We start from the raw sequence: 25512 nt of genomic DNA, 5'->3' as shown, positions 1-25512 counted from the left end.
AAGCATGACAAGGGCCTCGGCATCATCTGGCTGTAGGGGCGATGCGGATCGCTCAGCGCACCGCCCGGCAGGCGAGGTGCACAGCGAGCCGAACCTCGGGATCGCTCATGTCGACGCCCAGCAGCTCCTGTGCCCGCTGGATGCGCGTCGCGACCGTGTTGCGGTGAAGGCCGAGCGCGGCCGCGGTCGGTGCCACGGCGGATTCGTGATCGAGATAGGCCGACAGCGTCGTCAACAGCTCGCCGCCGCCCGACCTCAGCGGGGCGAGAAGAGACTGCGCCGCTGGCACGAAGGTGTCGTTGCCGGTCCAGGCGAGCAGGAGCTGCTCGAGCCCCAGCCCGTCGACGCGAACGAACCAGCCGGTCGCCGAGCGGTTCGCCGCGATCTTCGAGGCGTCGGATGCTTCGCTGAGGGAGGCCGTGAGGCCAGGGGCTCCGCTGGCGAGCGATCCGACGCCGGTCGCGACGTTGAACACGCGCTGGGCGGCGTTGTGCAGCTCGCGCAGCGACGCGACGTGACGCTCGATCTGCGGGGGCGCCGGCGGCTCGGCGAACGTGAGCCACCCACTCACCCCGCGGCCGCTCGTGGTCGCGTGGGAATCGGTCGCGATACGGGCGAGCTCTCCCGTCACGAACCGCAGCAGCTGAAGCGCGTCCACTTTGCTGCGACCGATGACGCGGAACGCCAGGTGATATCCGGTCGTGCGCCAACCTCGCTCGAGCATGCGGCGCTCGACGTCGAGGTCCGATACACCGCGCAGGTCGACGAAGTCGCGCAGGACGCCGGATGACACGGCCGCGTCGTTCACCTCATCGACCTCATCGATCAGTATTCGCGCCGCCACTGCGGGCATGGCGACCTCGGCGGCGACAGCCAACGCGCTCACCTGCCGCTCACCCAGCCCCTCGCCGAAGAACGCCAGCCGCAGACCCTCCCGGCTGGGGCTGTCGACGCGCACCGAGGCAGCGGCGTGATCCGACGCTCGCGCGAGATCCACCCAAGGGCCGAAGTCGATGGCGGCATGGACCTCCGAGTCGAGTTCCCCGCCTGCTTGAAGGAGCACGCCCTCGGCGTCGATCAACGCCACCCCGTGTCCGACACTCGAAGAGAGATGGCGCAGCAGATCCGGCAGGCCATCAGCGTGATATTCGATGGACTGCGCGACCTTGCGGACGTAGTTCAGTGTCAACGCATCCCGCGCCTCGATGAGCTGCCAGCACGCCTTGGCGAGCAGCATCGGACGATCGACGTGGAGCAGGCTGATCCCGAGCCTGCCGGCCAGGGCACGAGTACCTGCGCCGAAGGTTTCCGCGTGAGGAATTGCGAGCGCGCGGAAGCCTCTGTCCCGGATGCGGCGGATGAGTGCATCCTGCTGCCACGGTCGAACGGGTGGCAGGCCGGTCAGAACAGCGAGCCGGTCGGCGCCCTCGGGAGGAAGGGACTCTTCGGCCGTCTCCACGGCGACGCCTGTCCACTCCGCGTCCTCGGGCCCGGCGATCAGCTGCACGCCGCCGTTCTCCGGGTGGGCGAGCAGTGCACTCAGCAGCAGTCCGTCGCTCATCCGTTGGCGTCCAACTCGTTCAGCCCGTACGTGGAGGGAACGACGTGTCGCAACCGATTCGGGGTATCAGACCACCATCGTGGACCGGGCAGGCTGATGACCGCCACGTGACGAGACATCGACAGGTCGGTGACCTCGAGAATGTCACGCGAGATCGCGTCGAGCACGACGATCAGATCGGGAGCCGCGGCATCCAGCCGTCCGTCCGTCATGAAGGCGAGGTTCTCCGAACGCGCCACGAGGCGGTGGATCTCCCCAGCACGTCCGTCGATTGCGATGGTCGTGACGTGAGCGTCTCTGGTGTCGGTCTCCAGCGCGGTGATGCGGCCCTCCGCAAGCAGCTGTCCGTCCAGTGCGCTCGCCAGCGTCGGCAGTGGCAACTGCTTCGCGGAAGCGAACGCCGAGCCCAGCTCGAGTGCGCGCGCGGTATTGCCGACGATGGAGTGCTCTCGCAGCGCACCGACGGTGAACCCGGCGAAGACCATGCCACCCGCCCCGCCGGCCTGAATGGTAGCCGCCCGGACGACGCGCTCGATGTCCACAGCGCGATCGGTCTGGAGCACTGCGACACCGCCGGCTCCGGTGTCGCAGGCCACGACGATGCCGGGAACTCGATCGACCAGCAGCGACATCTGGTCGAGCCCTGGCACGGCGCGGCCGGTCAGATCGGCGTCGACGATCGTGCGATCCCCGGCCAGCGTGAACGGAACCAGACCGTTGAGCCCGCCGCCTTCGAGCGAGCATACGACCGGCACAGGATGCCCCAGCCACCGTTCGACGGCTGCGATGAGCCGTGCGAACGGGTCCGATCCGGGTAGTCGTTCGCCCAGGAGCATGGTCGATCCGACGAAGGCCGCCGCAAGGCAGGGCGATGCCTCGTCGAGTTCGTCGACATCGTGCAGCGTCACCGGCCAGTTCGGCGAATCCTTCAGCACGAGCTCCAGCATCCGCGTGGCTCCACCGCCGCCAGAACCGAGCAGCGCGTACCCCGTCGCGAGCGCCGGGAGGCTGTCGAGCTCGAGGGTGGATGGCATGCGTCCAGCCTAGGCTCGGGCCCGCCCTTCCACCGGGGTGAACGATTCGCTCAGGCCGAAGGCCGCCGGTCCGAATGCGCGAAGCGCCTCCGGCGTGCGCATCATCTCGGGAGTGGAGATGCCGAGCACTCGGACGCGTTGTCCGTACCGCAGGCCCTCCGTGGTGATCGGCTCAGCGGATTCGTGGTCGACGACGCAGATGAGATCCGGCACGATGGCCACGAGCTCGCCATTGCGATGCGCGGTCAGATTCTCGTTCTGAAACGCGATCTCCATCCGATCCGTGCTCGACGGGTCGAGAGCGGAGATGACCGCGCTCCCCTTCGCGAAGCCGTCCGTCGTGCGGCGCTCCACATCAGAGACCTTGCCCACGAACAGTTCTCGGACATGCGAGTACAGCGTCGTGGAAAGGGTGGTGGCGATGGCCTCGAAGGGCGAGCGGTTCTCCTCGCGTGCGAGACGGATCGCGCGACCCAGTGCCAGCGCCATCGAGATCGTTCGAGGCACCGCGGTGCGCTTGACCTCGGCGCCGCTCATCGCGTACTCGGCGATATGAGCGACCCCGCCCAGGCGGATGGCGATGCCGCGTGCGAGCCACTCCATCTGCTTGTCGTCGTCGCCGGTGTCGATGATGACGCGTTCTCCGCGCTCCCCGGCCAGAGCGAGGGGTGAACCGTGCACCCCATAGACCGCGAAGGTCTCCATCGAAAGCTCCGGAAAGGCGCGACCCATGCCGTCGGCGTCGACGACGGGCAATCCTGTCTCCGCCGCGACCACCAGCGGGATCATCGAGTTGATGCCGCCGCACTCGATCGGCATGGTCGCATCCGCACGGCGCCCCAGGTGCTCCTCGAGCGTGCGCAGAGCCAGGGTCGGTTCGAACCCCGCGGGGATCTTCTCGATCATCACCGTCGGCGCGCCCATCTGCGCGGTGGGGATCACGAACATCTCGTCACTCAGATCATCCGGGTCGAGGACGGTGATCGAGCCCTGTCCGAGAACCTGCTCGACGAGCATCTTGCCGATGTACGGATCACCGCCGCCACCCGTACCCAGCAGGGTGGCGCCACGGGCGAGGTCACTCAGGTCTGCAGCTGTGAGCGTCCAGCTCATGCCGCTTCCTCCGCCAGGCCCTCGACACGACCGTCGAAGCGGTGGGAGGGGATGTCGTAGCCGAAGTAGCCCGGACCCACCATCGCGAGCCCGTCCGCACTGTGCCAGCGTTCGTCGCTCGGCGCAGCGATGACCCGCACGCGTTGACCGTAACGCAGCCCCTCGGTTGTGATCGGCTCACCCGAATCGTGTTCGACCACCATGATCAGATCGGGGGTCGTCACCAGAGTGCGACCGTCCAGCTGTGCCATGAGGTGCTCGTTCTGGAAGAAGAGCTCGAGCATCGTGTCCGGGTTCTCGATCCGTGCCCGCCCCCGAGCGAAGCCGGTCGTGGTCGCTCTCTCGACATCGACGACCTTGCCCGCGAAGAGCTCCAGACCGCCGAGAAGCCGGACGGTGTGCTGGACGGGATCGGTGTTGGTCTCACGCGCGTGGGCGATGCCGTCGCCGATCTCGCGACAGAGGGTCAGCGAGCCGGCGACGAGAGCCTCACGGGCCTGGGATCCGAGCATCGGGAATCCTGAGATCATCACGGAGCAGCCCATCTCGACGCAGGCCACTCGTGCTATCCGCTCGGTCCAGCTGTTGTCGACAGTGTTCAGCACGCCGACGTTGCCCTTCTCGTCGCCGAACGCGAGCGGAGACGCAGCGACGCCGTACAGCGTCGGCAGCACCATCTGCAGTTCGGGGAACGCCCGACCCATGCCGTCGGCGTCGATGAGCGGAAGACCGAGGGCCGCGGCGGCGGCGATCGGAATCGTGGAGTTGACGCCGCCGACCTCCGCGCACGCGATGTGCGTGACGGGACGGCCGAGGGAAGCGCTGAGCGCGTGCACCGGGGCGACGACCTCGTCGAGACTCGGGAGCTTCTCGACCATGACCGTTGGAGCGCCCATCATGGCGACGGTGAGCACGAGGGCATCGTCGGGTACTTCATCCACGGACACCACCGTCACATCGCCATGCTGTCGGAGGGCCTGCGCAGCGAGCAGCGCACCGATGTAGGGATCGCCGCCACCTCCTGTGCCCAGCACGGCGGCGCCCCTGGCGAGTCCGGGGATGTCCTCGGCGGTGATGGTCCAGCTCATCGCGACTCCTCCATCTCGAGGTCGCCGACGGCCTTGACGCGGATCCGTGTGGCGTTGCCCGGCAGGTAGGGGATGGGCACTTCATCGAAGTCGACGATGGTGACGGATGCCGGCACTGCGCCGGCGGCGATCGCTTTGTCGATCGCTTCGGCACGGACCGCGGCGATGGCTTCCTCCCGTCGACCTGGTTCGATCGCGTACACCTTGTCGATCTCGCCGCCGACCTGCGCGATGGAGGCTCCGATGGCATTCGCGACGGCATAGTTCTCCGGCCGGTGCACGGCACCGAAGATCGGCAGCTCGTCGGAGAGGAGGATCGAGCCGCCGCCGACGGCGACGACGGGGATCGGCTCGGGCGAGGTGCGCGTCCGATCGACGGCCTCCGCCACGCGCTCGCCGATCCGGGCGAGCACTCGATCGACGAACTCGCGGTCGAGGTGCGCGACCTTCGAGGCGTCTCCGATGTCGGCACGTCCGGCCGCGACGGCGATGTCCGTCGCAGTGAGCGTGGAGCCGCCGAAGACCAGCGCGTCCGTCATGAGGCGGTAGCCGACGGACTCGGGTCCGACCTCGGCGGTCTCCTCGTTCACGATGCTGCCGCCGCCGATGCCGAGCGACAACACATCCGGCATCCGGAAGTTCGTGCGGATGCCGGCGACCTTGACCTCGTTCGCGGTCTCCCGGGGGAAGCCGTTGATCAGCAGCCCGATGTCGGCTGTCGTGCCGCCGACGTCGATCACGGCGCAGGTCGCGAGACCGCTGGTCAGGGCGGCGCCGCGCATGGAGTTGGTCGGTCCTGACGCGAACGTCGCGACCGGGTACAGGCGCACGTAGTCCTCATCCATGAGCGTTCCGTCGTTCTGGCTCAGGAAGATCGGCGCCTCGATGCCCTGCTTGCGCACTGCCGCGGTCAGTCCGTCGACGATCTCGGACGCGAGCTCTCGCAGGGCTGCGTTGATGATCGTGGCGTTCTCGCGCTCGAGCAGGCCGATGCGGCCGATCTCGTAGGACAGCGAGATCGCGACATCCGGTCCGAGTTCCTCGCTGATTATCCGCGCGGCCTCGATCTCGAGATCGTGGTTGACCGGGCTGAAGACGGATGAGATGGCGACGGAGCGGATGCCGTTGGCCTTCATATCGGCGGCGTGCGCGCGCAGCTCGTCCGGATCGAGCGGGGAGATCGGTCGGCCGTCGAACTCGTAGCCGCCGTGCGCGAGATAGCTTCGCGCGCTGATCGCCTCCACGAGCTCCGCAGGCCAGTCGACGAGCGGAGGCAGCGCCTTCGTCGCGGGAAGGCCGAGCCGGAGCGCGGCGGTCGGAGCGAGTCGCTTGGCCTGCACGAGTGCGTTGATGAAGTGCGTGGTGCCGATCATCACCGCGGAGATCTGGTCGCCGTCGAAGTGATGGCCGTTTCGCAGATCTCCGATCGCCTGCACGATTCCGTTCGTGACATCCGGTGTGGTGGCGTGTTTGACGGCTGCCAGCGTTCGGGTGCCGTCCATGAGAACTGCGTCGGTGTTGGTTCCGCCGACGTCGATACCGATGTGCATAGGGGTGTTCGCTTTCTGCTGCTGTGGTTCAGTTCGTGGTGCCGGTGGCGCGATCGGGCACCGCGTCGCCGGGGCGGCCGTCTGCGTCGACTGGGAGCTGGGCGGTCTGCGCGATCCCGACGCCGCGGACCCAGCCGAGCTTTCCGGCGATCACGTAAAGCACCATCGAGAGGACCAGTGAGAGCACCGGAGGGATACCCCAGGTGATGAAGTAACCGGCCACGGCCGAGACCGCCCAGATGATGATGGTCGCCGGCACGATTCGAGGTGCCGTCTCCGGGAGCCTTCCGCTGGCCCGCGTCGCGTCGAGCTCGGGCCGCCAGCGGCGCACGATGAAGTACTCGGCGACCATGATGCCCGCGATCGGCGGGAACGCGACGCCGAGAATCGTGAGGAAGCCCGCGAACTGCCCGAGGATGCCGGCTGCGGCCAGCACCGAGCCGACGATGCCGAGCACGATAGTGGTGGTGACGCGGTTGAGGTTCTTGCCGAAGGCCGTCGAGATGAAGTTCACAAGCCCCAGCGTCGACGAGTAGAGATTCCAGTCGTTGATCTTCAAGGTGCCGGTGATGACGATGATCAGACCGACGAGGCCGACCGACGAGGTGACGATGGCGACGATGTTGCCGGATGCTGCGGCGTGCGCCAGCAGCACGCCGGCGAGGCCGATGACGAACTCTCCGAGCGAGACACCGACCACCGTCTGCTTGATCACGTCGGCACGCGAACGGTTGAAGCGCGTCATATCGGCGGTGATGATCGCGCCGACGATCAGACCGCCCGCGACGATTCCGGTGCCCGCCCAGACGCTCATGGACGGTCCAGGCGCCGGTCCGGTGAGCAGCTCACCGAGGTCGTGATCGGCGAGTTCGCTGATGATGGACCATCCGACCAGGATGAGGAACAGCGGCACCGTGATGTTGGCGAGCCACTGCATCCCCTTGAATCCGAATGCCACGATCGCGGTCACCGCGAGTCCGAACAGCAGGCTCCAGACCCAGATGGGCATGACGCCGGGCATCAGCGCATCGAGCGACTCCGCGGAGATGGCGCTCTGAATCCCGAACCAGCCGATCAGGCTGATGCCGATGGCGAGGCCGACGAGCGACGCGCCGATCTCGCCGAAGCCGGTCCACCGTGCGAGGAGTGCCGTGTTCAGCCCCTCCTTCTGCCCGATGATGCCGACGATGCACATGATCACTTCGAGGATGATCGATCCGAGCAGAAGCGCCAGGAACGCTTCACCGAACGTCATGCTGAAGCCGAGCGTCGCGCCGAGCAGGAACTGGGAGAGCGCCGAAACCTGTCCGAATCGCTGAACCGCGATTCCGAACCAGTGCTTCTGCGCCTCGGGGCGAACGCGGGTCAGAGCGAAGTCGTCTGCGTGTGCCATGCGAGCCATGGGGTTCTCCAGAGGAAGGGGACGGGTTGCGGCCACGCTACTGGCGTGCCCGTGACGCGCATATATGCAGATAGCGGCAATTTGGCGTTGGATTCAGCACTATGCACACCGGTGCCGCGTACGGCAGCGGGCGACAATGGGACCATGCTTCCCTCTGACATGCGTGCGGTCGTGTACTCGGCCTCCGGTGAGCGGCCTCTGGTTCGTGAAGTTCCCGTTCCGGAGTGCCCGTCCGATGGCGCCCTGGTGCGTGTGGAGGCGACAGGCGTCTGCCGCTCGGACTGGCACGCCTGGCGCGGGCACGATCCGGTGCCGTTGCCGCACATACCCGGTCACGAGTTCGCCGGCGTCGTCGCAGCGGTCGGTGCGAATGTGCGGCGATTCGAGCTGGGCGATCGCGTGACAGCGCCGTTCGTCAACGGATGCGGGACATGCAGCTGGTGTCTCGCCGGCGACGCGCACGTCTGCCCGGATCAGACGCAACCGGGCTTCACTCATGCGGGCTCGTTCGCGGAGTACGTCGTCGTCAGAGCAGCTGACGTCAATCTCGTCGCGCTTCCCGACAGCGTCGGCGCGCTCGCCGCAGCGTCCCTCGGATGCCGTTTCGCGACGGCGTTCCGCGCCGTGACCGCGCACGGGCAGGTCGGTGAGGGCACGGAACTGGCGGTGTTCGGCTGCGGAGGCGTCGGGCTCTCGACCGTGATGATCGCGACGGCGCTCGGGGCTCGAGTCACCGCGGTCGATGTCTCAGCAGCTGCGTTGGAACGTGCCAGCGCCCTCGGCGCCGTGCACACCGTGAACTCCGGGGAGTCAGACCCCGTCGATGCCGTGGCGCAGGCGACGGCGGGCGGTGCTCACGTGACAGTGGACGCGATCGGGTCGGCGGCGACCGCGCACGCGGCGATCCGGAGCCTTCGCCGCAGAGGAACGCACGTTCAGGTCGGCCTCATGCTCGGCGAGAACGCGGAGGCCCCGCTCCCATGGGGCCGCGTCGTCGCCTGGGAGCTCCGCGTGATCGGTTCGCACGGCATGCCGGCTGTCGACTATCCGGCGCTGCTGGATCTGGTCCGTGACGGCAGGCTGCATCCGGAACGACTGATCGGTGACGTCGTGGATCTGCAGGGCGCCGCGGACGCCCTCGTCGCGATGGATGATCCGCAGGCCGCGCGGGGCATGGTCGTCGCCCGGGTGGGCTGAGCCGGCGCGCCACTGCGTGTTGACTAGGCTGAACCCGTGCTTCTCAGCGACCGCGATATCAGAGCAGAACTCGCCTCCGGCCGGATCGGCCTGGCTCCGCATGAGCCGGAGATGATCCAGCCGTCCAGCATCGACGTGCGCCTGGATCGGTATTTCCGGCTTTTCGACAACCACAAGTACCCGTTCATCGATCCCGCCGAGGATCAGCCCGAGCTCACGCGACTGATCGAGGTCAAGCCCGATGAGCCGTTCATCCTGCACCCCGGCGAGTTCGCGCTCGGCGCGACGTTCGAGCAGGTCACGCTGTCTGATGACATCGCCGCACGTCTCGAGGGCAAGAGCTCACTCGGGCGACTCGGCCTCATCACGCACTCCACGGCAGGATTCATCGACCCCGGGTTCACGGGGCATGTCACCCTTGAGCTCGCGAACGTCGCGACATTGCCGATCAAGCTCTGGCCGGGGATGAAGATCGGGCAGCTCTGCTTCTTCCGCCTGACCTCTCCCGCCGAGAACCCTTATGGCTCCGGCCCCTACGGCAACCGCTACCAGGGTCAGCGCGGACCGACGGCATCCCGTTCGTTCCAGAACTTCCACCGCACCGACGTCGGCAACACCGACCTGGGGTCGTTCGGCGGCTGACCATGCGAACATCGTCGGGTCCGCACGTAGTATCGAGAGCGTGAGCGGCGAAAACACGGAGAACCCGCAAAATCCCGGCGAGGATGCCACGACTGATGCGCCCGTGTCCGGTGGTGAACCTCCGGTGCCACCGGCCCCGTCCGCACCATCCTCCGCGTCTGGTGTAGAGCCGTTCGCCGTCCCCGCGCCCGAGACGGTCGCGATCCCCGATGCTGAGGCGGCCATCGAGAACTTCGAAGTGCCGCCGCCGCCCACGTTCGGCGCGGTGCCGCCGCCGCCTGGCGCGGAGCCTGTCATCCCGGACCCGGTCATCCCGCCGGCGCCGTCCGAGAATGCTGCGGCTGACGCGACCGACGCGCCCGCGCTCCGCAAGCGCACACCCTGGGCGCCCGATGACACATGGACCTCGGCATCGGCCCACAAGCAGGAGGTGGTTCCGCCGACCGCCGCGCAGAAGGCGGAGTCGCGCGCCGCTGCATCGCGCGCCGCGACGGCCCGCGATGAGGCGAGCCGGAACTACGTCAGCCCGGCCGCTGGCGGTACGGAAGGCAACAGCTACCGTGGCTGGACGGTCGCGATCTTCGCAGGACTCACGATTCTGCTGATCGGCGCCATCGTCTTGATCGCCTACCTCGCGAACAACGCGCCACTGGCACTGCCGTCACCCGAAGAGACGACCGTCGCGTCGTCGCAGGACGAATCCGAAGCAGTCGACACGACCACCGTGACCGCACCCACACTCACCACCGAAGCGCCCACGGCCGCTGCCGGATGCGCTGCGGTGTGCACTGACGTCACTGCGCTCGTCGGTGACGAGGTCGTCGGGCAGGACGGCGTCATCTGGACCCTCGCAGGGCAGTGGACCACCGCTGACCCCGCGAGCCTTCCTGCAGCCGAGACCGTCGTCGGACACTATGCATCGATCGCGGGCGACTTGACCTTCACGATCTGGGCCTTCGACGACGACGTCGCGGCGGATGACGCATTCGCGACGCTTTCTGCAGAGCGCGGCTCGCCCGATCATTCGGACAGCGTCTACGACAACGGTTCCGGCATCCGTGACTCGTTCCTCACCGATGCGAGCGAGACCGTGCTCTGGTCGGTCACCGGGGACGAAGGCCGGCCGTGGGTGATGGAGGTCGCGGGCCCGAACGCCGACGGCGCGGTGTTCGACTTCTACCTCGCGCTGCCGATCTGAGCCGATACCTCCAGACCATCGACGGCATCCACGCCGCCGTTCGTCATCGCGACGACCGCATCGAGCACGGCGTCGTCCGAGAGCAGCCTGGCATGCCCGAGCCCGGATGTACGGATGAGCCGTGACCGTCCGCGGTGCCCGTCGTGAAGGCGAAGAGATCCGGCATCCGGCATCCGGCGATCTTCCCGATCGTGGATGACGAGGAGCTCCGTCGCGTGCGGAAGTGGGCGAGCGACGGCGTCATAGTGCGCGATCGCCGTGGCGGGGGTGTCGTCCAGCCGTGCGTAGAAGAGCCGCTCGAATTCCGAACGTGTCGCGTCGTCGAGTTCGAGCATCGTGCTGAACTCCTGCAGGAAGGCCGTGGGGCTCGCCGCGCTGGCGATCACCGCGACCGATCGGATCGACGCGTCATCCCGCGCGAGGGTCAGGCCGGCGAGACCGCCGAAGCAGTGTCCGATGATGGCCTCGAAGCCGCCGTAGCGGCGCGAGAGCTCGGCGCTCGCGTCGAGCCAGTCGGTGACGTCGGCGCGTCGACCGTCTGAGGCGCCGTGCGCGGGCGCGTCGAACGACACCACCCGGTACCCCGACGAGACCAGTTCGCGGACGAGCGGTGCGAGCTGCGAGGCCCGCCCCTGCCATCCGTGCAGCAGCAGCACCGTGCGCGGTCCCGTACCCCATCGATACGTCGCGATGTCCTGGCCTCGCATCCGCAGATACTCACGATGACCGGCCAGATCGGTCGCCGCATCCCTTTCGTGCACCGCAATCTTCGGACCCGGTCGGAAGAACGCACTGAGGGCGAGTCGAGCCGCGATCGTCGTCGAGATCGCGGCGGAGAGACGGATGCTGTGACGCAGAGCGGTCACTGATGCAGACATGATTCCTCGTTCCTGGGCTGATGGGTTTCCGAGCCGATGAATACGTACGATCGTATGTAGAGTATACGAACGATCGTGCGTACACTAGGGGTATGGCGGAGAAACTCGTTCAGGATGGGCGGCGCGCACGCGGCGACGCGACGAGGCGCGTCGTCTTGTCCAGTGCGACCGACCTCGCCTCCGTCGAGGGGCTCGACGGCTTGACGATCGGGCGTCTGGCCGGATCCTCGGGTCACAGCAAGAGCAGTATCGCCACGCTGTTCGGCAGCAAAGAGGCGCTTCAGCTCGCCACGATCGCCGCGGCCAGGGAGATCTTCATCGACCGGATCATCACTCCGGCACGCGAAGAACCGCGCGGATTACCGCGTCTCGTCGCCCTGCTGCGTGGCGCGATGGCCTACTCCCGCGATCGGGTCTTCCCTGGCGGATGCTTCTTCGCAGCAACGGCTGCCGATGTCGATTCCAAGCCGGGAGCGGTGAGCGACGCTGTGCGTGCCGCGTCAACCGACTGGTACAACTACATCGAGGCGCAGGTCCGTTTCGCCGCCGATGCCGGCGAGCTGGCGATCGATGAGGTGGGTGCAGAGGTGCTCGCGTTCCATCTGATCGCTCTGTACGAGGAGTCCAACTCGCGCTCGCTGCTCATGGATGACGACCGTCCGTACGTGCTGGCAGCAGCAGCGATGACGGAACGACTCATCGCTGCCGGCGCCGCGAGAGATCTGGTCGTCGCACTCGAGAAATGACGATGGCGGATGCCGAAGCATCCGCCATCGGTGAAACTGGGGAGTGCAGGCCGGGTGAAAGAAGAAAAGGGCGGGTGAAGATTGCTCACAACCCGCGTTATTCTTCTTTCATGCTCAGAGTTCACTGCGCATCGCGGCCGCGGGTGAATCCGGCGTCGAAGCCGCGCTCGTAGGAGCCCTGCACGAAGTGTGCGAAGTGCGCACGACCGCGGCCGTGGCCTCGGTGCCCGTGACCCTCGTGGACTTGGCGGCCGCCGCGGTGTCCGCGGTCGGCGTCGTGGCTGAACGGATGTTCGCCGTGCTGGCTGTGCTCGTGCCGGTCGCGCTCGGGAGCGCCGTGGCCCTCGTGGTCGAAATGCCGCTGACGGAAGCCGTGCGTGTCGAACCCGTGGGGTCCGAATCGGCGAGGGCCGAAGCCGTGCGGTCCGAAGCCGTGCGGTCCGAAGCCGTCCGGCCCGAAGCCGTCCGGCCCGAAGCCGTCCGGTCCGAACTCGCGGGGTCCGCCGAAACCGAATGGGCCGAAGCCGCGGCGTCCGCGTCCGCGTGGGAGCGGCGTCTCCTCGTCCCAGCCGAACGCGCGGGCAAGCTGCTCGAGCGTGACCGTGGTGGTGGCGAGGTCGTCGGCGGGAACGGCGTCGGTGACCTTCGCGCGGATGCCGTCGACGATGCTGCCGAGGCGCTCCTTGGCTGTGCGGCCTTCGTCGGTCAGGGTCCAGGTGCCTTCGGCATCCGTCACCCAGCCGAGCTCGATCAGCCGCGTCAGCTTATGTGCGGGCAGCGGACGATCGCTCTTCGGCCGGCCGGCCGGCATCGTGCCGTCGATGACGTTCAAGAGGCGCCATTCGCGGCGCGTGATGCCCTCGGACTCGAAAGCGTTGGCGAACTCCACCGCCATGAGGCGGTCGACGGCCTTGAGCCAGAATCCGAATGGGCGGGATGTCTCATCGGTGTTGATGGTGTTCATGGGATGAATCCTTTGCTTGTAACTGTGCATGTATATGTAGTTTGACATGCAATTCGAATACATGTCAAGTCGCATGTAAAATCAGATGCGTGAGCACTGACAATCCCGATCCGGCCGAGATCATCGCGCAAGCTCTGTCGCGCCTGCGCGGACGGCGACCGCACGGCCCAGGGCGCGGCGGCCCGCATGGGATGCGCGGCGATTTCACGGGGGACCACCACGGGCATGGCCATGGGCTCGGCGAACACCCGCCGCTCGGCCGCCGCGGGATCGTGCCTCCGCCGTGGGCCGGCGGACCTGGCGGGCGCCTGGGAGGACCGGCGTGGATGCGGATGCTGGAGGCCCTGGCCACAGCATCCGAACCGCTGAGCGTCAGCGCACTCGGCGAGGCCGTCGGCGTCGATCAGCCGCGCGCCTCACGACTCGTGCAGCAGGGCGTTCAACGCGGACTCGTGCAGCGGGAGGCCGACCCCGACGACGCACGGCGCACGCGCATCGCCCTCACGGACGCCGGTCGGAAGATCGCTCGCGGCATGCGCGGCGAGCGGCGCGAGGTGCTGACGAAGGCTCTCGAGTCGTTCACCGAAGAGGAGAGCCGCGAGCTCGCCAGGCTGCTGAGCAAGCTCGCCGACAACTGGGGGAGTTGAATCGGAAGTGCGGTCCCTATTCGATGACGGCTTGCTTCGCCTTGACCGGGATCATCAGCACCAGTCCGACGAGCAGGACGAGCACGATGCCGAGTATGCCGAGGCGGGTGTCACCGCTGAGGCCGACGAACAGGGCGAACAGGGTCGGGGCGAGGAATGACACAGCGCGGCCCGTGGTCGCGTACAGTCCGAAGATCTCGCCCTCACGTCCTTCCGGAGTGATGCGCGCGAGCATCGACCGGCTCGCGGACTGCACGGGTCCGACGAACATGCACAGGATGAGTCCGGCGATCCAGAAGCCCACCTGCGCGTCGCCGATGAACAGCACGGCGGTGCCGGCGACGACGAGTCCGATGAGGGAGGTCATGATCACTCGCTTAGGACCGAACGCATCGTCGAGGCGGCCGGCGATGATCGTGCTGATACCCGCGACCACGTTGGCGGCGACGGCGAAGTAGAGCACCTGCGAGCTGGAGAAACCGAAGACCTGTGCGGCGATGATCGCGCCGAAGGTGAAGACACCGGCAAGTCCGTCGCGGAAGACTGCGCTCGCGAGCAGGAACATGAGCACCTGCCGATTCCCTCGCCACAGCTTCGCGATCGTGCCACCGAGGATTGCGTACGAGCGGAAGAACCCCACTCGATTCTGTCGCTCACGGGCAGGGATCTCCGGTACGCGCAGCAGCACCGGAATGGCGAAGACGCCGAACCAGACGGCGGAGGCGAGTACCGCGAGACGGATGTGAAGGCCACCGTCCGTCGTGATCCCGAGCGGGCCCGGGCTCGAGACCAGACCGATGAAGCCGACGAGCAGAATGACCAGCAGCACGATGCCGCCGACGTATCCCATGCCCCAGCCGAAACCGGAGACCCGGCCCATGTTCTCCTTCGTGGAGACCTGCACGAGCATGGCGTTGTAGTTGACTCCCGCGAACTCGAAGAATATGTTGCCGACGGCGAGCAGGGTCGCGCCGAGGATGAGGTATTCGGGAGCGCCGACGACGAAGACCATCGCTGCCATGGCGAGTACAACGATGCCCGTGTTGATGCCGAGCCAGAGCTTGCGGCGTCCGGTTCCGTCGGAACGCTGGCCCAGGACCGGGGCGAGCACGGCGATGAGGACCCCGGCGATCGCGAGTGCCCAGCCGACCAGGCTGGCGTTCCCCGCGAGCGCAGCCACGAGTGTCGGGTCTTTCGCATCTCCAGCAGCAGCCGCCACGATCTCGGGATCGACGAACAACTGGCTCGCCAGGAACGTGCTGAACACGAAGGTCGTGACGACCGCGTTGAATGCGGCGGATCCCCAGTCCCACAGCGCCCAGGCGAGAACACCGCGACTGCGGGCGGGGCGTTCGATGTCTTCGGCCTTCGGTGTGGAAGCGCTCATGGTCGAAGTCTGGCGGGATCCGGTGAACGAGAGGTAGCGGCGCGCCGCGTCGAAGTTCTCGAAGCGGCACCGCCGCTCACGCGTACGACGACGCCACCAGTTCGGCGAACAGCCCCTCCGCATCACACGCCACCCGGTGCCTCGTGAACCAGTCGCAGACGTTCACGCAGTCCCGATGCAGCAGGTCGAGGCCCTGCGGGTTCGCGATGATGTCGACGATCTGCGGCAGGTCGATCACGCGCACCCGCCCCTCGTGAACGAGGAGGTTGTACGGGGAGAGGTCGCCGTGGGCGAACCCTGCTGCCGCGAAGATGCGCATGATGTCGACGATCTGGGCGTAGTAGTCGGCGAGAGCCCGACGGTCGCCGCGCTCCTGTGCGAGTCGGGGCGCTGCTGTGGCCTCCGTTCCGATGAATTCCATCAGCACCTCCGTGCCGCTGACCTGCACGGGGTAGGGCACAGGAGCGCCGAGCTCCCACATCCGGCTCAGCGCATTGAACTCGGCGAACGACCATTCGGCCGCGGCGACCTCCCGCCCGAAGGTGGACTTCTTCGCGAGGGCACGCGCGTCACGAGAGTTCTGCACCCGACGACCCTCGGTGTACGCCGTCGATCGGTGGAAGCTGCGGTGCTCCTCGCTCCGGTAGCGCTTCGCCGCCAGCAGCGTGCGCTGCGCCGGATCATCCGGCACAGCGCGCTCGATCAGGAACACGTCGGCCTCTTTGCCGGTCTTGAGGATGCCGAGTTCGGTGTCGAGCGCGCCAGCCGAGGTCACGACCCATGCGGGCCACGGCTCGGGACCGCGTTCGGAAGGGGTGATGGCCGGCCACGTCGACCAGCGCTGGCCGTCGCCGGGTTCGACGTCGGCGAAGGAGAGTTCGGTATAGGGGAGTTCGTCGAAGGAGAGGGATGCGTCGAACGACGCGAAAGGATCATTCACGGTGGTTGCTCCGGAAGGGAGACCACGCGCGGATCAGGAGCGAGCGGCCTCGAGGGGAAGGATGTCGGCGAGAGGCACGACGAAGACAGTGGACATCTCCGGCTCCTTCCGCTCGGTTCTTCCCGGGGCGACCCCGGTGCCCTCAGACATTACCGCGAGGGTGCGCTGATGTCACGTGATTCGTTCATTCCGTGCTGCGAATCCATGACGCCAAGCCAGCGGACGAATGATCGGATGCTGCGGACGCACGGTCGGGCGCCGGTCGGCCGATGCTGCGAGTCTTGGAACATGACCACGACTGCCTCCACACCTCTTGCATCAGAGACGCACGGCGACCGCATCCGGTACGGCGCACTGATCGTCATGATGCTGCTGAGCTTCCTGCTCGTCACAGCCGAATTCCTCCCCAACGGCATCCTCACGGAGATGGCAGACGGCCTCGGCATCACACCGGGCCAGGCTGGGCAGACGGTGACGGTCACCGCGCTCGTCGGTTTCATCGTCGCGCCGACTGTGGGGATGGTGTTCCCGCACCTCGATCGCCGCACTCTGCTGGTGTGGATGGCGCTCGCCGCTGCGGTGTCGAATCTCGTGGTCGCGATCTCGCCGAACCTGATCATCATCCTCCTCGCCCGTTTCCTGCTCGGTGCGGCGCTGAGCACGTTCTGGGCGATGTCGATCACGGTCGCCATGCGGATCGCTGGACCGGAGCGCATCGGTCGTGCCGTCATGTTCACCTCGGCCGGCACATCGTTGGCCACCGTCGCGGGAGTTCCGGTCGGTGTTCTGCTGAGCGAGATCATGGACTGGCGCGGCGTGTTCGCGCTCGCCGGCATCGCCACCGGGCTCCTCGCGATCGCCCTGCGCGCTCTGCTCCCGCAGGTCCCCGCCGCGCAGGTCTCCAGTTTCAGACTTCTCATCGACACGATCCGTCGCCCCGGTGTCGGTCTCGGACTCTCGGGGCACGTCCTGGTGGTGCTCGGGCACTTCCTCGCCTACACGTACATCCGACTCGCGCTGGAGCGGATGCCGGACGTCGACGCGAGCACGATCGTGGTGCTGCTCGCACTCTTCGGTGTCGGCGGGCTGATCGGCACCATAACCATCGGCGTGATCATCGACCGCTCGTTCCGACTCTTCGCCGTGCTCGGTCCCGCCGTGATCGCGGTGGCCGTCGGAGCGACCATCGTGCTGTCCGGCTCCATCGTCGGCGTCGGAATCGCCGTATTCGTCTGGGGCTTCTTCTTCGCCTCCTGGCTGATCGTCGTCAACACGTGGGTCGGGCACCGGATGCCTGATCGCCTGGAAGCCGGAGGCAGCCTCGTCGTCGTCGGGTTCCAGGGCGCGATCATGGTCGCTGCGGGCGTGGGCGGCGTGCTCGTCGACAGCATCGGCGTGGAGCCATCGTACGGTCTCGGCGCCGCCGCCCTGGTGGCGGGTGCCGCGCTGTTCGGTCTCTCGAACCGCACCCCGGCCGAAACGCACTCCTAGGCGGAACGGGGGCGAGCAACGCACGCCGAAATCGATCGTTTCCGGCAGGCCAGACGCGCACCGCTGAGATCGGTGGTTGCGGGCTGCGTCCTTCGGAGCTCGCCTCTGGGGCGCGGTTCGCTCTAGGCTTCGAGGAACAGGCGAGACTCCAGGGGGAGATGCACAATGTCGCAGTTCGATCTCAACAAGGTCGCCGTCGACGCGTACCTTTACGCGTACCCGCTCGTGACGATGGAGTACACACGGCGGCAGATGACGAACGTCCCGGACGCGAATACTGCGTTGCTGCGGGCACCGGCGAACCAGTTTGCACACGCCCGGGAGTACCCCGCAGCAGACTCCAAGGACGTCGTTCGTTTCAACTTCGACACGCTCTATTCGTTCGCGTGGCTCGATCTCCGCGACGGACCCGTGATCCTCCACGCCCCCGATGCTCCGGATCGGTACTACCTCACACCCATGCTCGACATGTGGACGGACATCTTCGCCGTTCCCGGCAGCCGAAACACTCTCGGCGAAGCTCGCGACTTCCTCATCGCGCCGCCTGCGTGGAGCGGCGAGGTCCCCAGCGGACTCGATCTGATCGTCGCCCCGACGCCGCACGTCTGGGTCATGGGTCGCACGCAGAGCAACGGCCCCGACGATTTTGCCGAGGTGCACCGCATCCAAGACCAGTACCGCATCATTCGCTTGGACGCGTACGGCCAAGAATCCAGCACGCCTTCTGCTGCGCCCGTCGACCCGAGCGTGGATGATGTGACGCCGCCACTGGAGCAGGCGAACGCGCTCACCAGCATCGAGTTCTTCACACTCTTCGCCGAGTTACTGAAAGAGAACCCGCCGCACGCTAACGACTACCCGATCCTGCACCGGATGCGCGCCATCGGAATCGTGCCAGGCGAGGACTTTAACCCCGCTGCGCTGGACGATGCAGCAAATGCCGCCGTCTCGGCAGCCCGAGACACGGCCCTGCAGGATCTCGTGAGAGCGATGACCGAAGCCAGCATCGGCATCGTGCGTAACGGGTGGAACTGGGAGCAGTCGTTTGGAACGTATGGCACCTCATACCGCGTGCGCGCACTTGTCGCAATGGCCGGCCTCGGAGCGAACCTCCCCGAGGACGCGATCTACCCCAACGCCTTCGCCGACGCCGATGGTCAACCATTCACCGGAGCACACGACTACGTGCTCCACTTCGACGCCGGTCAACAGCCGGGCGTGGATGCCTTCTGGTCCCTCACGATGTACGACGGCGACGGCTTCCAGGTGCCGAACCCTCTCAACCGCTTCGTGATTCGCGACCGCGACCCTCTGATTCTCAACCGTGACGGCTCGCTCGACATCTACATCCAGCACACTTCCCCGGGGACCGAGCGCGAAGCGAACTGGCTACCCGCACCACAGGGAGCTTTCGCCCCGATGCTCCGGCTCTACTCGCCCACCACCGAAACCCTTGCCGGCGACTTCACCCCGCCGAAGATCATCAAGAGATAGGGCAACCGAATCACGGTCTGACGCTGAGCCAAGTCCGGCTTACGAGCCGACCGAGAACCCCCGCCGTATGGTGATTCCGGTGAACGTTATCGGACCCCGTTCCGGGACGCGAGACCGGAGCACGCCATAAACGATCGTTTTCGGTGAACCCAGCGCAGATCAGGTTGCTGGAGAGTGCGAGAGACGTACATAGAGTGATTGCGTACCGCCCCACGGCCACCGCCGAGTTGCGGAAGTAGCGGACGAGTTCAGGCCGGTATCGGGGTGCGCTCGCTCGTTCTCCAGCGCGACGGTGTCACACCGGTCGCGCGGCGGAACGCGCGGCTGAAGCCCTCATCCGAGGAGTAGCCGAGCTCTCTTGCCGTCCCCGACACCGTGTTTCCGGCAGCGAGCATCGACTTCGCCGCATCCATCCGCACGTCGGTGACGTAGCTCGCCGGCGACTGGCCGACGACTGCACGGAATCGTTCGGCGAACACCGAGCGTGACATGGCTCCGACGCTGGCGAGTGACTCGACGGTCCACTCGCGCCCCGGCGTCCGATGGATCGCCGCGATCACGCGGTCGAGGAACGGGTCGCTCGAGCGAGCAGCCCACCCGTCGGGAGCGCAGCCCTTCTCCGCCCACGCACGGATCACAGATAGAAGCACCGTGGTCGCCATCATTCGGCAGATCAAGGGATCGCCCGAGCGCGCATCCGTGGCAGCGAACGGGGGCGTTCCCTGTTGGGCCGCGAGAGCTGCGGCGGCCGGCTCGAGTGCAGCGAAGTCATTGACGACGACGAAATCCGGCATCATCTGCAGTGCGCTCGGGTCGGTGAGTTCCAACTCGCCCACAGCCAGAATGGCGCCATTCGGTGCGTCGAGGATGACCGAGCGATCTCCCAGCGTGAGCAGCGCACCGCCCGCAGCCAACTCGCCAGGCGTGCTCGGCTGAGTGACGCTGATCGTCTGGGTCGCACGGTCGATGCCGAGAGTGCATCCGCTGGCAAGCGGCGGGTGGCCTCGCACCGCTCCGGCGACGACGTGCACGAAGCTCACGACGCCGTCGGCGAGGGGAAGCGCTCCGGATGACGGCAACTCGACGCGTCGTGTCCCGCCGGAGAACACGTTCACCCCGGAGAGCACGCGTTCGAGTGTCGCCTGATCGATCGTCGCCATGGTGGTGGCAACGATCAGGCGACGGCGCCTATTCCTGTTCTGCGGTGTGTGGCGGCGGCAGGCGCGGGATCGCCGACACCAGAGTTCGGGCATACTCCGTCTGCGGGCTGTGCAGTACGGCACCGGTGGCGCCCTGTTCGACCACGCGTCCGCCCTGCAGCACGATGGTCTGCTCGCACAGCGCGGCGACGGCACTCAGGTCGTGCGAGACCATGATCAGCGCGAGGCCGGTCTCGCGGCGAAGCCTCTGCAACAGCTCGATCACCTGGATGCGCGTGGTCACATCCAAGGCACTCACCGGCTCATCCGCGAGCAGAACCCGGGGTTTCGAGACGATCGCGCGGGCGATGGCGATGCGCTGCCGCTGCCCACCGGAGAACTCATGCGGGTACCGCCCCAGCACGTCGACATCCAGACCGACGGAGGTGACGGCATCCGTCACCGTCTGCCTCGCCTCGTCGCCGCGTGCGATGCCGAGTGAACGCAGCGGCTCTCCCACGATGCGGTCGATGCGCTGACGGGGGTCGAGCGAGGAGTACGGGTCTTGGAACACGGTCTGCACGTTCGCCCTGAACCGCCGCATGAGGCCGCGATCACGGCGATCGAGCGGGCCGCCGTCGAAATGCACGCTCCCTGCGCTCGGTGACGCGAGCCCGAGCAGGAGGGCGAGGATCGTCGACTTGCCGGCACCGGACTCGCCGACCAGTCCGACGGCTTCACCTGCGGAGACGCTGAGCGAGACGCCGTCTACGACGGTGCGGCTGCCGTACGCGAAGCGCGCATCGCGCAGTTCCAGGATGCTCATCGGCCGGCCTCGCCGTCCGTGGGCGCCGCGGATGCGGGCGCATCGAGCACAGAATCCAGGGCCCGGGCGCTCGCGACCAGCGCTGCCGTGTACGGATCGTGCGGTTCGCGGACGATCTGCTCGACCGATCCCTGCTCTACCGCGCGGCCGTCTCGCATCACGACGACCCGGTCGGTCATGCGCGATACGACGGCGAGGTCGTGGCTGATGAACATGAGCGCCATGTCGTGCTCTGCCACGAGATGGTCGAGCAGAGCGAGGATCTCGTCCTGCACGGTCACATCGAGTGCGGTCGTCGGCTCATCGGCGATCAGCAGCTTCGGCCGCGCGGCGAGGGCGATCGCGGTGGCGATGCGCTGGCGCTGCCCGCCGGACAACTCGTGCGGGAACGCCCTCGCGAACCGGGGATCGGGTAGAGAGACGTCTTCGAGTGCGGCGCGTACGGCATCGTGCAGAGCATCCCCGCGCAGGCCGAGATGGCGCCGTATCGGCTCGGCGATCTGCCGTCCGACGCGCATGAGCGGGTCGAGCGCGGTCAGTGGCTCTTGGAACAGGATGCCGGCCACTGGGCCGCGCAGGGGACGAAGCGCTCTGTCCGGAGCGCCGATGACCTGCGTGCCGTCGAGCAGCACTGATCCGGAGGCGGTGAGTGCGTCGGACAGGAGCCCGGTGACCGCGAGTGAGGTCACTGACTTTCCCGATCCGGATTCCCCGATCACGCCGACGCGCTCGCCGGGCGCGATCGTGAACGACACGTCGTCGACCAGACGCTGCTGCCCGGCGGAGACGGTGAGGCCGGAGACGTCGAGAAGGCTCATCGTTGCCTCCGGCGAGTGGGGTCGATGAAGTCGCGGAGGCCATCGGCGACGAAGTTCACGCCCAGCACGAGCGTGACCAGCGCGATGCCGGGCGCGATCGCGCCGACCGGAGCGGTGAGCACGGTGCCCTGCGCCTCCTGCAGGAGGCGACCCCACGATGCGTTCGGGGGCGGTGCGCCGAGTCCGAGGTACGACAGGCTCGCCTCTGCCAGCACTGCCGCACCGAACTGCAGGGCGAGGTTCACGCCGAGCGTGGGGGCGATGTTGGGAAGCACGTGGAACAGGACGATGCCGTGCCAGCGCGTGCCGCTCGTGCGCGCAGCGGTGATGAACTGCTCCTGCAGGACGCGGCGCGCGAGGATGCGGGTGAGCCTGGCCACGACCGCGGACATCGCGAGACCGATCGCCAGGATCGCCGACCACAGCGAGGCGCCCTGCACGGCCACGACGAGCATCGCGAGCAGCAGGACGGGGAAGGCGATCACGACATCGAGTGTGGCGGAGAGCGAGTCGTCCACCCATGGCCGTGCGAACGCGGCGATGAGACCGATGAGCACACCGAGCGCAGCGGCGAGGGCGACGGAGCCGATCCCGACGAGCAGGGCGATGCGTGCGCCGATCATGAGCTGTGTGAACAGGTCGCGCCCGAGCTTGTCGGTGCCGAGCAGATGCGCGGCGCTGGGGGCTTCCAGCCGTCCGCCACTGATGTCGGCGGGCGGGTACGGCAGCCAGACGAGTGACACGACGGCCAGGAGCACGACGAGCCCGGTGAGGGAGAGCCCGAGCACGAGGGTCGCGTGACGGCCGACGCGGCGCCGGGGCGCAGCATCCTCGATCTGCTGTTCGACGACGGCGCTCATCGGTTGCCCGCCACACTGCCTCGAAGGCGAGGATCGATGAGGCGCTGGCCGATGTCGGCGACGAAGCCGACGAGCAGCACGAAGAGGGTGCTGACCACGAGCACGCCCTGGATGTTCGCGAAGTCGTGCTGTTCGATGCCCGTCAGCAGCATGCTCCCGAGACCGGGGAGTGAGAAGACGCTCTCGACGACGACGGCTCCCAGCAGAGTGGTCGACAGCTCGATGCCGAGGATGGCGACGACCGGCACGGCGCCATTGCGCAGTCCGTGTCGCAGCAGCGCTTCGCCCAGCCCGGAGCCGCCCGCCCTCGCGGTGCGCAGATAGTCACTGCCGAGCACGTCGAGCGTGGCCGCGCGGACGTAGCGTGCCAGCGAGGCGCTCATGACGAGCGCGATCGTGATGACCGGCAGGATGAGGGCGCGCAGTGCTTCGGCCGGATCCTCCCAGTCGTCGCGCGGGAAGCCTCCGGAGGGGAGGATGCCGAGGCCGAGCGCGAAGGTCCAGACCAGGATGATGCCGACCCAGAACACCGGCACCGCGATGCCGAGCTGCGAGAAGCCGGAGAGCACCGAGCCGTACCAGCGGTCGGATTTGACGGCGGCCGTGATTCCCACGACGACCGAGATCACCAGTGCCAGCGTGAACGCGAGCAGCGTGAGCGGCAGGGTGATCAGCAGGCGGGATGCGATCTCCGGCGCCACCGGAAGAGTGCTGATGTACGAGTCGCCGAGGTCGAAGCGCAGCATCTGACCCGCCCACGTGAAGAACTGCTGCGCGAGCGGCTGATCAGATCCCACCTGCGCCTGCGCTGCCGCGATCTGCTCCGGTGTGGCATCCACCGACAGCAATGCGTTCGCGGGGTCACCGGGCAGCAGGCGCAGCAGTACGAAGATCACGATCATCGCGACGACGAGCGACACTACGAGGAATGCAAGGCGACGGAGGAGATAGGGGAGCATGGGCACGCAATGAGTCAGTGTGTGTGAGAGCTGCTGTCCGCGCCCTCACACACACTGCGAGCGGATCAGGACTTGACGATGTCGTAGGCGAAGAACTGCGAGTTCAAGCCATTGACAGGGTATCCGGTGACGTCAGCAGAGGCGACGACGATCTGCGGGTAGAGGTAGAGCCAGACGCTCGCAGCATCCTCAGCGATCTGCTGGTTCACCTTCTTGAGCAGCTCGGTCTGCGCCTCCGGGGTGGCTGCCTGCTCGGCTTGGGCGACCCACTGCTGCACCTCGGCGTTGTCGTAGCCCCAGTAGAAGTCGGGGTTGCCGTACCAGACGACGTCGCGGTCGTTGACGTGCTCCTGCAGCGTCGCCTCGAAGTCGCGCTCCTTGAACACCTTCGTGTACCACTCGTCGGCGCTGATGGTGTTGATGTTCACCGTGATGCCCACCTCGGCGAGCTGCGACTGCAGGAACTCGGCGACGGCCGGGTGCGGGTCGTAGCTCGGGGTGTCGAGAGTGAACTCGAAGCCTTCGGGGAAGCCCGCCTCGGCGAGCTGCTGCTTCGCGAGATCGACGTCGTACGGGTTCACGTCCGTGAGGTCTTCGTACCAGGGATCGGTCGGCGGAACCATCGAGCCGATCAGAGTGCCGTAGTCGGCCCAGATCGAGTTCAGGAGCTTCTTCGTGTCGATCGCCGAGTAGATCGCCTTGCGCACGAGCGGGTCGTTGAAGGGGGCGACGCGGTCGTTGAAGGCGAGCAGCTCCTTGGTCGTCGAGGTGCCCTCGCTGATCGTGTACGAGTCGTTGTCGAACTGCTCCAGTGCGTCGGGGCTCTGGATGCTGGTGATCAGGTCGATCTCGCCGGTGAGGAGCGCGTTGTTCTGCGCTGTCGCGTCGGTGTAATAGTTGAAGACGACCTCGCCGTTCTTCGCGGGCTCACCCCAGTAGTCATCCCAGCGGGCGAGCGTCAGGGTGCTGCCCTGCTTCCACTCGTCGAGCGTGTACGGGCCGGTGCCGTCTTCAGTCGTGGTGAGGTCCGTCGCCTCGCCGTTGACGATCCAGATGTAGGCGAGGTTGTACAGGAACGAGATCGACGGCTCGGACAGGGTGAAGACGACGGTCGCATCATCCGGCGTGTCGATGCCGGCGATCACGCTGAACGCCGAAGCGCGGGCGGACTGCGAGTCCTCGGCGGTGACGGCTTCGACGCTGGCTTTCACATCAGCCGATGTGAGGGCCTTGCCGGAGTGGAAGGTGACGTCGTCGCGGAGGGTGATCGTGTAGGTGAGTCCGTCTTCGCTCTTCACCGCGTCGGTTGCCAGCAGAGGCTCGACCTCGCCGTCGTCGGTGAGCCGGTACAGGCCCTCGTAGACGTTGCCGTTGAAGGCCTCGGTAACACCCTGCCCGCCGCCCTGGGTGTTGCTGAGGTTCTGGGGTTCGTAGAGCGAGCCGATGTAGACGCTGGCGTCTGCGCTGTCTTCTGCCGTCGGGGCGCTGGATGAGCAGCCGGCGAGGACGAGTGCCGAGACGGCGATGGCCGCGGCGAGCGCGAGTGGTCTTCTCAAGGGGTTCTCCTGGCGGGTCGGG

23 protein-coding genes are annotated in these 25512 nt (G+C 67.1%); 7 read left to right on the top strand and 16 right to left on the bottom strand.

Translation table 11 applies throughout. The features are described from left to right. Nucleotides 1-52: 52 nt before the first annotated feature. Genes QFZ46_RS06670 through QFZ46_RS06645 form a run of 6 tightly spaced genes read right to left on the bottom strand, consistent with a single transcriptional unit; the run spans nucleotide 53 to nucleotide 7748 of the window. Nucleotides 53-1561, bottom strand: coding sequence for a PucR family transcriptional regulator (locus QFZ46_RS06670; protein ID WP_307359665.1), 1509 nt, complete (start codon nucleotides 1559-1561; stop codon nucleotides 53-55). After that, on the bottom strand, nucleotides 1558-2595 hold the full coding sequence (locus tag QFZ46_RS06665) for a DUF917 domain-containing protein (protein ID WP_307359663.1): 1038 nt from the start codon (nucleotides 2593-2595) through the stop codon (nucleotides 1558-1560). Before QFZ46_RS06665 ends, QFZ46_RS06670 begins: the two co-directional genes overlap by 4 nt. 9 nt (nucleotides 2596-2604) lie before the next feature. Next, complete coding sequence (locus tag QFZ46_RS06660; RefSeq protein WP_307359660.1) at nucleotides 2605-3708, bottom strand: DUF917 domain-containing protein; 1104 nt, start codon at nucleotides 3706-3708, stop codon at nucleotides 2605-2607. Next, nucleotides 3705-4796, bottom strand: a complete 1092-nt coding sequence (locus QFZ46_RS06655) for a DUF917 domain-containing protein (protein WP_307359658.1) — start codon at nucleotides 4794-4796, stop codon at nucleotides 3705-3707. The genes QFZ46_RS06660 and QFZ46_RS06655 overlap by 4 nt, the downstream gene beginning before the upstream one ends. Beyond that, the gene (locus QFZ46_RS06650; protein ID WP_307359655.1) at nucleotides 4793-6346 is read right to left on the bottom strand and encodes a hydantoinase/oxoprolinase family protein; all 1554 of its coding nucleotides are present in this window, start codon (nucleotides 6344-6346) and stop codon (nucleotides 4793-4795) included. Before QFZ46_RS06650 ends, QFZ46_RS06655 begins: the two co-directional genes overlap by 4 nt. A gap of 28 nt (nucleotides 6347-6374) precedes the next feature. Continuing rightward, the gene (locus QFZ46_RS06645; RefSeq protein WP_307359653.1) at nucleotides 6375-7748 is read right to left on the bottom strand and encodes a purine-cytosine permease family protein; all 1374 of its coding nucleotides are present in this window, start codon (nucleotides 7746-7748) and stop codon (nucleotides 6375-6377) included. Between the two features lie 159 nt (nucleotides 7749-7907). On the opposite strand from QFZ46_RS06645, the gene QFZ46_RS06640 reads away from it, so the two are divergent. Genes QFZ46_RS06640 through QFZ46_RS06630 form a run of 3 tightly spaced genes read left to right on the top strand, consistent with a single transcriptional unit; the run spans nucleotide 7908 to nucleotide 10785 of the window. Then, entirely contained in the window at nucleotides 7908-8945 is a 1038-nt protein-coding gene (locus QFZ46_RS06640; protein ID WP_373457668.1) for a zinc-dependent alcohol dehydrogenase family protein, read from the top strand. A gap of 36 nt (nucleotides 8946-8981) precedes the next feature. Then, the gene (dcd, locus tag QFZ46_RS06635) at nucleotides 8982-9587 is read left to right on the top strand and encodes a dCTP deaminase (protein ID WP_307359648.1); all 606 of its coding nucleotides are present in this window, start codon (nucleotides 8982-8984) and stop codon (nucleotides 9585-9587) included. Between the two features lie 40 nt (nucleotides 9588-9627). Then, complete coding sequence (locus tag QFZ46_RS06630) at nucleotides 9628-10785, top strand: hypothetical protein (RefSeq protein ID WP_307359646.1); 1158 nt, start codon at nucleotides 9628-9630, stop codon at nucleotides 10783-10785. On the opposite strand, the gene QFZ46_RS06625 is transcribed toward QFZ46_RS06630, so the two are convergent. Continuing rightward, nucleotides 10764-11663: an alpha/beta hydrolase family protein gene (locus tag QFZ46_RS06625; RefSeq protein ID WP_307359644.1), complete on the bottom strand. Its 900-nt coding sequence runs from the start codon at nucleotides 11661-11663 to the stop codon at nucleotides 10764-10766. The two genes, QFZ46_RS06630 and QFZ46_RS06625, sit on opposite strands and share 22 nt — an antisense overlap. A gap of 92 nt (nucleotides 11664-11755) precedes the next feature. On the opposite strand from QFZ46_RS06625, the gene QFZ46_RS06620 reads away from it, so the two are divergent. Further along, the gene (locus QFZ46_RS06620; protein WP_307359642.1) at nucleotides 11756-12409 is read left to right on the top strand and encodes a TetR/AcrR family transcriptional regulator; all 654 of its coding nucleotides are present in this window, start codon (nucleotides 11756-11758) and stop codon (nucleotides 12407-12409) included. A 121-nt stretch (nucleotides 12410-12530) separates the two neighbouring features. Here the strand turns inward: QFZ46_RS06620 and QFZ46_RS06615 are convergent, their stop codons facing one another. Continuing rightward, entirely contained in the window at nucleotides 12531-13373 is an 843-nt protein-coding gene (locus tag QFZ46_RS06615; RefSeq protein WP_307359639.1) for a MarR family winged helix-turn-helix transcriptional regulator, read from the bottom strand. A gap of 89 nt (nucleotides 13374-13462) precedes the next feature. On the opposite strand from QFZ46_RS06615, the gene QFZ46_RS06610 reads away from it, so the two are divergent. Then, on the top strand, nucleotides 13463-14020 hold the full coding sequence (locus QFZ46_RS06610) for a MarR family winged helix-turn-helix transcriptional regulator (protein ID WP_307359637.1): 558 nt from the start codon (nucleotides 13463-13465) through the stop codon (nucleotides 14018-14020). A gap of 16 nt (nucleotides 14021-14036) precedes the next feature. Here QFZ46_RS06610 and QFZ46_RS06605 read toward each other — a convergent pair whose 3' ends face one another. Beyond that, a complete protein-coding gene (locus QFZ46_RS06605) occupies nucleotides 14037-15407 on the bottom strand; it encodes an MFS transporter (protein WP_307359636.1) in 1371 nt (456 codons plus the stop codon). Between the two features lie 76 nt (nucleotides 15408-15483). Beyond that, nucleotides 15484-16347, bottom strand: a complete 864-nt coding sequence (locus tag QFZ46_RS06600) for a serine protein kinase RIO (protein WP_307359634.1) — start codon at nucleotides 16345-16347, stop codon at nucleotides 15484-15486. Between the two features lie 288 nt (nucleotides 16348-16635). On the opposite strand from QFZ46_RS06600, the gene QFZ46_RS06595 reads away from it, so the two are divergent. Together QFZ46_RS06595 and QFZ46_RS06590 are read left to right on the top strand one after the other, a co-directional pair. Then, nucleotides 16636-17838, top strand: a complete 1203-nt coding sequence (locus QFZ46_RS06595) for an MFS transporter (RefSeq protein WP_307359632.1) — start codon at nucleotides 16636-16638, stop codon at nucleotides 17836-17838. A gap of 165 nt (nucleotides 17839-18003) precedes the next feature. Then, nucleotides 18004-19332 (top strand): DUF1254 domain-containing protein, encoded by a 1329-nt coding sequence (locus QFZ46_RS06590; protein WP_307359630.1) that lies wholly within the window; start codon nucleotides 18004-18006, stop codon nucleotides 19330-19332. A 248-nt stretch (nucleotides 19333-19580) separates the two neighbouring features. On the opposite strand, the gene QFZ46_RS06585 is transcribed toward QFZ46_RS06590, so the two are convergent. The 6 genes from QFZ46_RS06585 to QFZ46_RS06560 form a co-directional block, all read right to left on the bottom strand. Further along, on the bottom strand, nucleotides 19581-20492 hold the full coding sequence (locus QFZ46_RS06585; RefSeq protein ID WP_307359627.1) for a helix-turn-helix transcriptional regulator: 912 nt from the start codon (nucleotides 20490-20492) through the stop codon (nucleotides 19581-19583). A gap of 28 nt (nucleotides 20493-20520) precedes the next feature. Then, nucleotides 20521-21297 carry an ABC transporter ATP-binding protein gene (locus tag QFZ46_RS06580; RefSeq protein ID WP_307359625.1) on the bottom strand — a complete coding sequence of 259 codons (777 nt, stop codon included), beginning with the start codon at nucleotides 21295-21297 and terminating at the stop codon, nucleotides 20521-20523. Then, nucleotides 21294-22115 (bottom strand): ATP-binding cassette domain-containing protein, encoded by an 822-nt coding sequence (locus QFZ46_RS06575; protein ID WP_307359623.1) that lies wholly within the window; start codon nucleotides 22113-22115, stop codon nucleotides 21294-21296. Before QFZ46_RS06575 ends, QFZ46_RS06580 begins: the two co-directional genes overlap by 4 nt. Further along, nucleotides 22112-22975, bottom strand: coding sequence for an ABC transporter permease (locus QFZ46_RS06570; protein WP_307359621.1), 864 nt, complete (start codon nucleotides 22973-22975; stop codon nucleotides 22112-22114). Before QFZ46_RS06570 ends, QFZ46_RS06575 begins: the two co-directional genes overlap by 4 nt. Continuing rightward, nucleotides 22972-23934, bottom strand: coding sequence for an ABC transporter permease (locus QFZ46_RS06565; protein ID WP_307364514.1), 963 nt, complete (start codon nucleotides 23932-23934; stop codon nucleotides 22972-22974). The genes QFZ46_RS06570 and QFZ46_RS06565 overlap by 4 nt, the downstream gene beginning before the upstream one ends. 65 nt (nucleotides 23935-23999) lie before the next feature. Next, nucleotides 24000-25490, bottom strand: coding sequence for an ABC transporter substrate-binding protein (locus QFZ46_RS06560; protein WP_307359619.1), 1491 nt, complete (start codon nucleotides 25488-25490; stop codon nucleotides 24000-24002). Nucleotides 25491-25512 lie beyond the last annotated feature (22 nt).

It is taken from the genome of Microbacterium murale (assembly GCF_030815955.1).
Classification (GTDB): Bacteria; Actinomycetota; Actinomycetes; order Actinomycetales; family Microbacteriaceae; genus Microbacterium; species Microbacterium murale_A.
The sequence above is the reverse complement of the archived record's forward strand: the minus strand, read 5'-3'. Positions and strand labels throughout refer to the sequence as shown.

What these genes read in the sequence shown, in the direction of transcription:
- QFZ46_RS06670 (WP_307359665.1), bottom strand. Translation starts at nt 1,561, where the DNA reads ATGAGCGACGGACTGCTGCTGAGTGCACTGCTCGCCCACCCGGAGAAC.
- QFZ46_RS06665 (WP_307359663.1), bottom strand. Translation starts at nt 2,595, where the DNA reads ATGCCATCCACCCTCGAGCTCGACAGCCTCCCGGCGCTCGCGACGGGG.
- QFZ46_RS06660 (WP_307359660.1), bottom strand. Translation starts at nt 3,708, where the DNA reads ATGAGCTGGACGCTCACAGCTGCAGACCTGAGTGACCTCGCCCGTGGC.
- QFZ46_RS06655 (WP_307359658.1), bottom strand. Translation starts at nt 4,796, where the DNA reads ATGAGCTGGACCATCACCGCCGAGGACATCCCCGGACTCGCCAGGGGC.
- QFZ46_RS06650 (WP_307359655.1), bottom strand. Translation starts at nt 6,346, where the DNA reads ATGCACATCGGTATCGACGTCGGCGGAACCAACACCGACGCAGTTCTC.
- QFZ46_RS06645 (WP_307359653.1), bottom strand. Translation starts at nt 7,748, where the DNA reads ATGGCTCGCATGGCACACGCAGACGACTTCGCTCTGACCCGCGTTCGC.
- QFZ46_RS06640 (WP_373457668.1), top strand. Translation starts at nt 7,908, where the DNA reads ATGCGTGCGGTCGTGTACTCGGCCTCCGGTGAGCGGCCTCTGGTTCGT.
- QFZ46_RS06625 (WP_307359644.1), bottom strand. Translation starts at nt 11,663, where the DNA reads ATGTCTGCATCAGTGACCGCTCTGCGTCACAGCATCCGTCTCTCCGCC.
- QFZ46_RS06620 (WP_307359642.1), top strand. Translation starts at nt 11,756, where the DNA reads ATGGCGGAGAAACTCGTTCAGGATGGGCGGCGCGCACGCGGCGACGCG.
- QFZ46_RS06615 (WP_307359639.1), bottom strand. Translation starts at nt 13,373, where the DNA reads ATGAACACCATCAACACCGATGAGACATCCCGCCCATTCGGATTCTGG.
- QFZ46_RS06605 (WP_307359636.1), bottom strand. Translation starts at nt 15,407, where the DNA reads ATGAGCGCTTCCACACCGAAGGCCGAAGACATCGAACGCCCCGCCCGC.
- QFZ46_RS06595 (WP_307359632.1), top strand. Translation starts at nt 16,636, where the DNA reads ATGACCACGACTGCCTCCACACCTCTTGCATCAGAGACGCACGGCGAC.
- QFZ46_RS06590 (WP_307359630.1), top strand. Translation starts at nt 18,004, where the DNA reads ATGTCGCAGTTCGATCTCAACAAGGTCGCCGTCGACGCGTACCTTTAC.
- QFZ46_RS06585 (WP_307359627.1), bottom strand. Translation starts at nt 20,492, where the DNA reads ATGGCGACGATCGATCAGGCGACACTCGAACGCGTGCTCTCCGGGGTG.
- QFZ46_RS06580 (WP_307359625.1), bottom strand. Translation starts at nt 21,297, where the DNA reads ATGAGCATCCTGGAACTGCGCGATGCGCGCTTCGCGTACGGCAGCCGC.
- QFZ46_RS06575 (WP_307359623.1), bottom strand. Translation starts at nt 22,115, where the DNA reads ATGAGCCTTCTCGACGTCTCCGGCCTCACCGTCTCCGCCGGGCAGCAG.
- QFZ46_RS06570 (WP_307359621.1), bottom strand. Translation starts at nt 22,975, where the DNA reads ATGAGCGCCGTCGTCGAACAGCAGATCGAGGATGCTGCGCCCCGGCGC.
- QFZ46_RS06565 (WP_307364514.1), bottom strand. Translation starts at nt 23,934, where the DNA reads ATGCTCCCCTATCTCCTCCGTCGCCTTGCATTCCTCGTAGTGTCGCTC.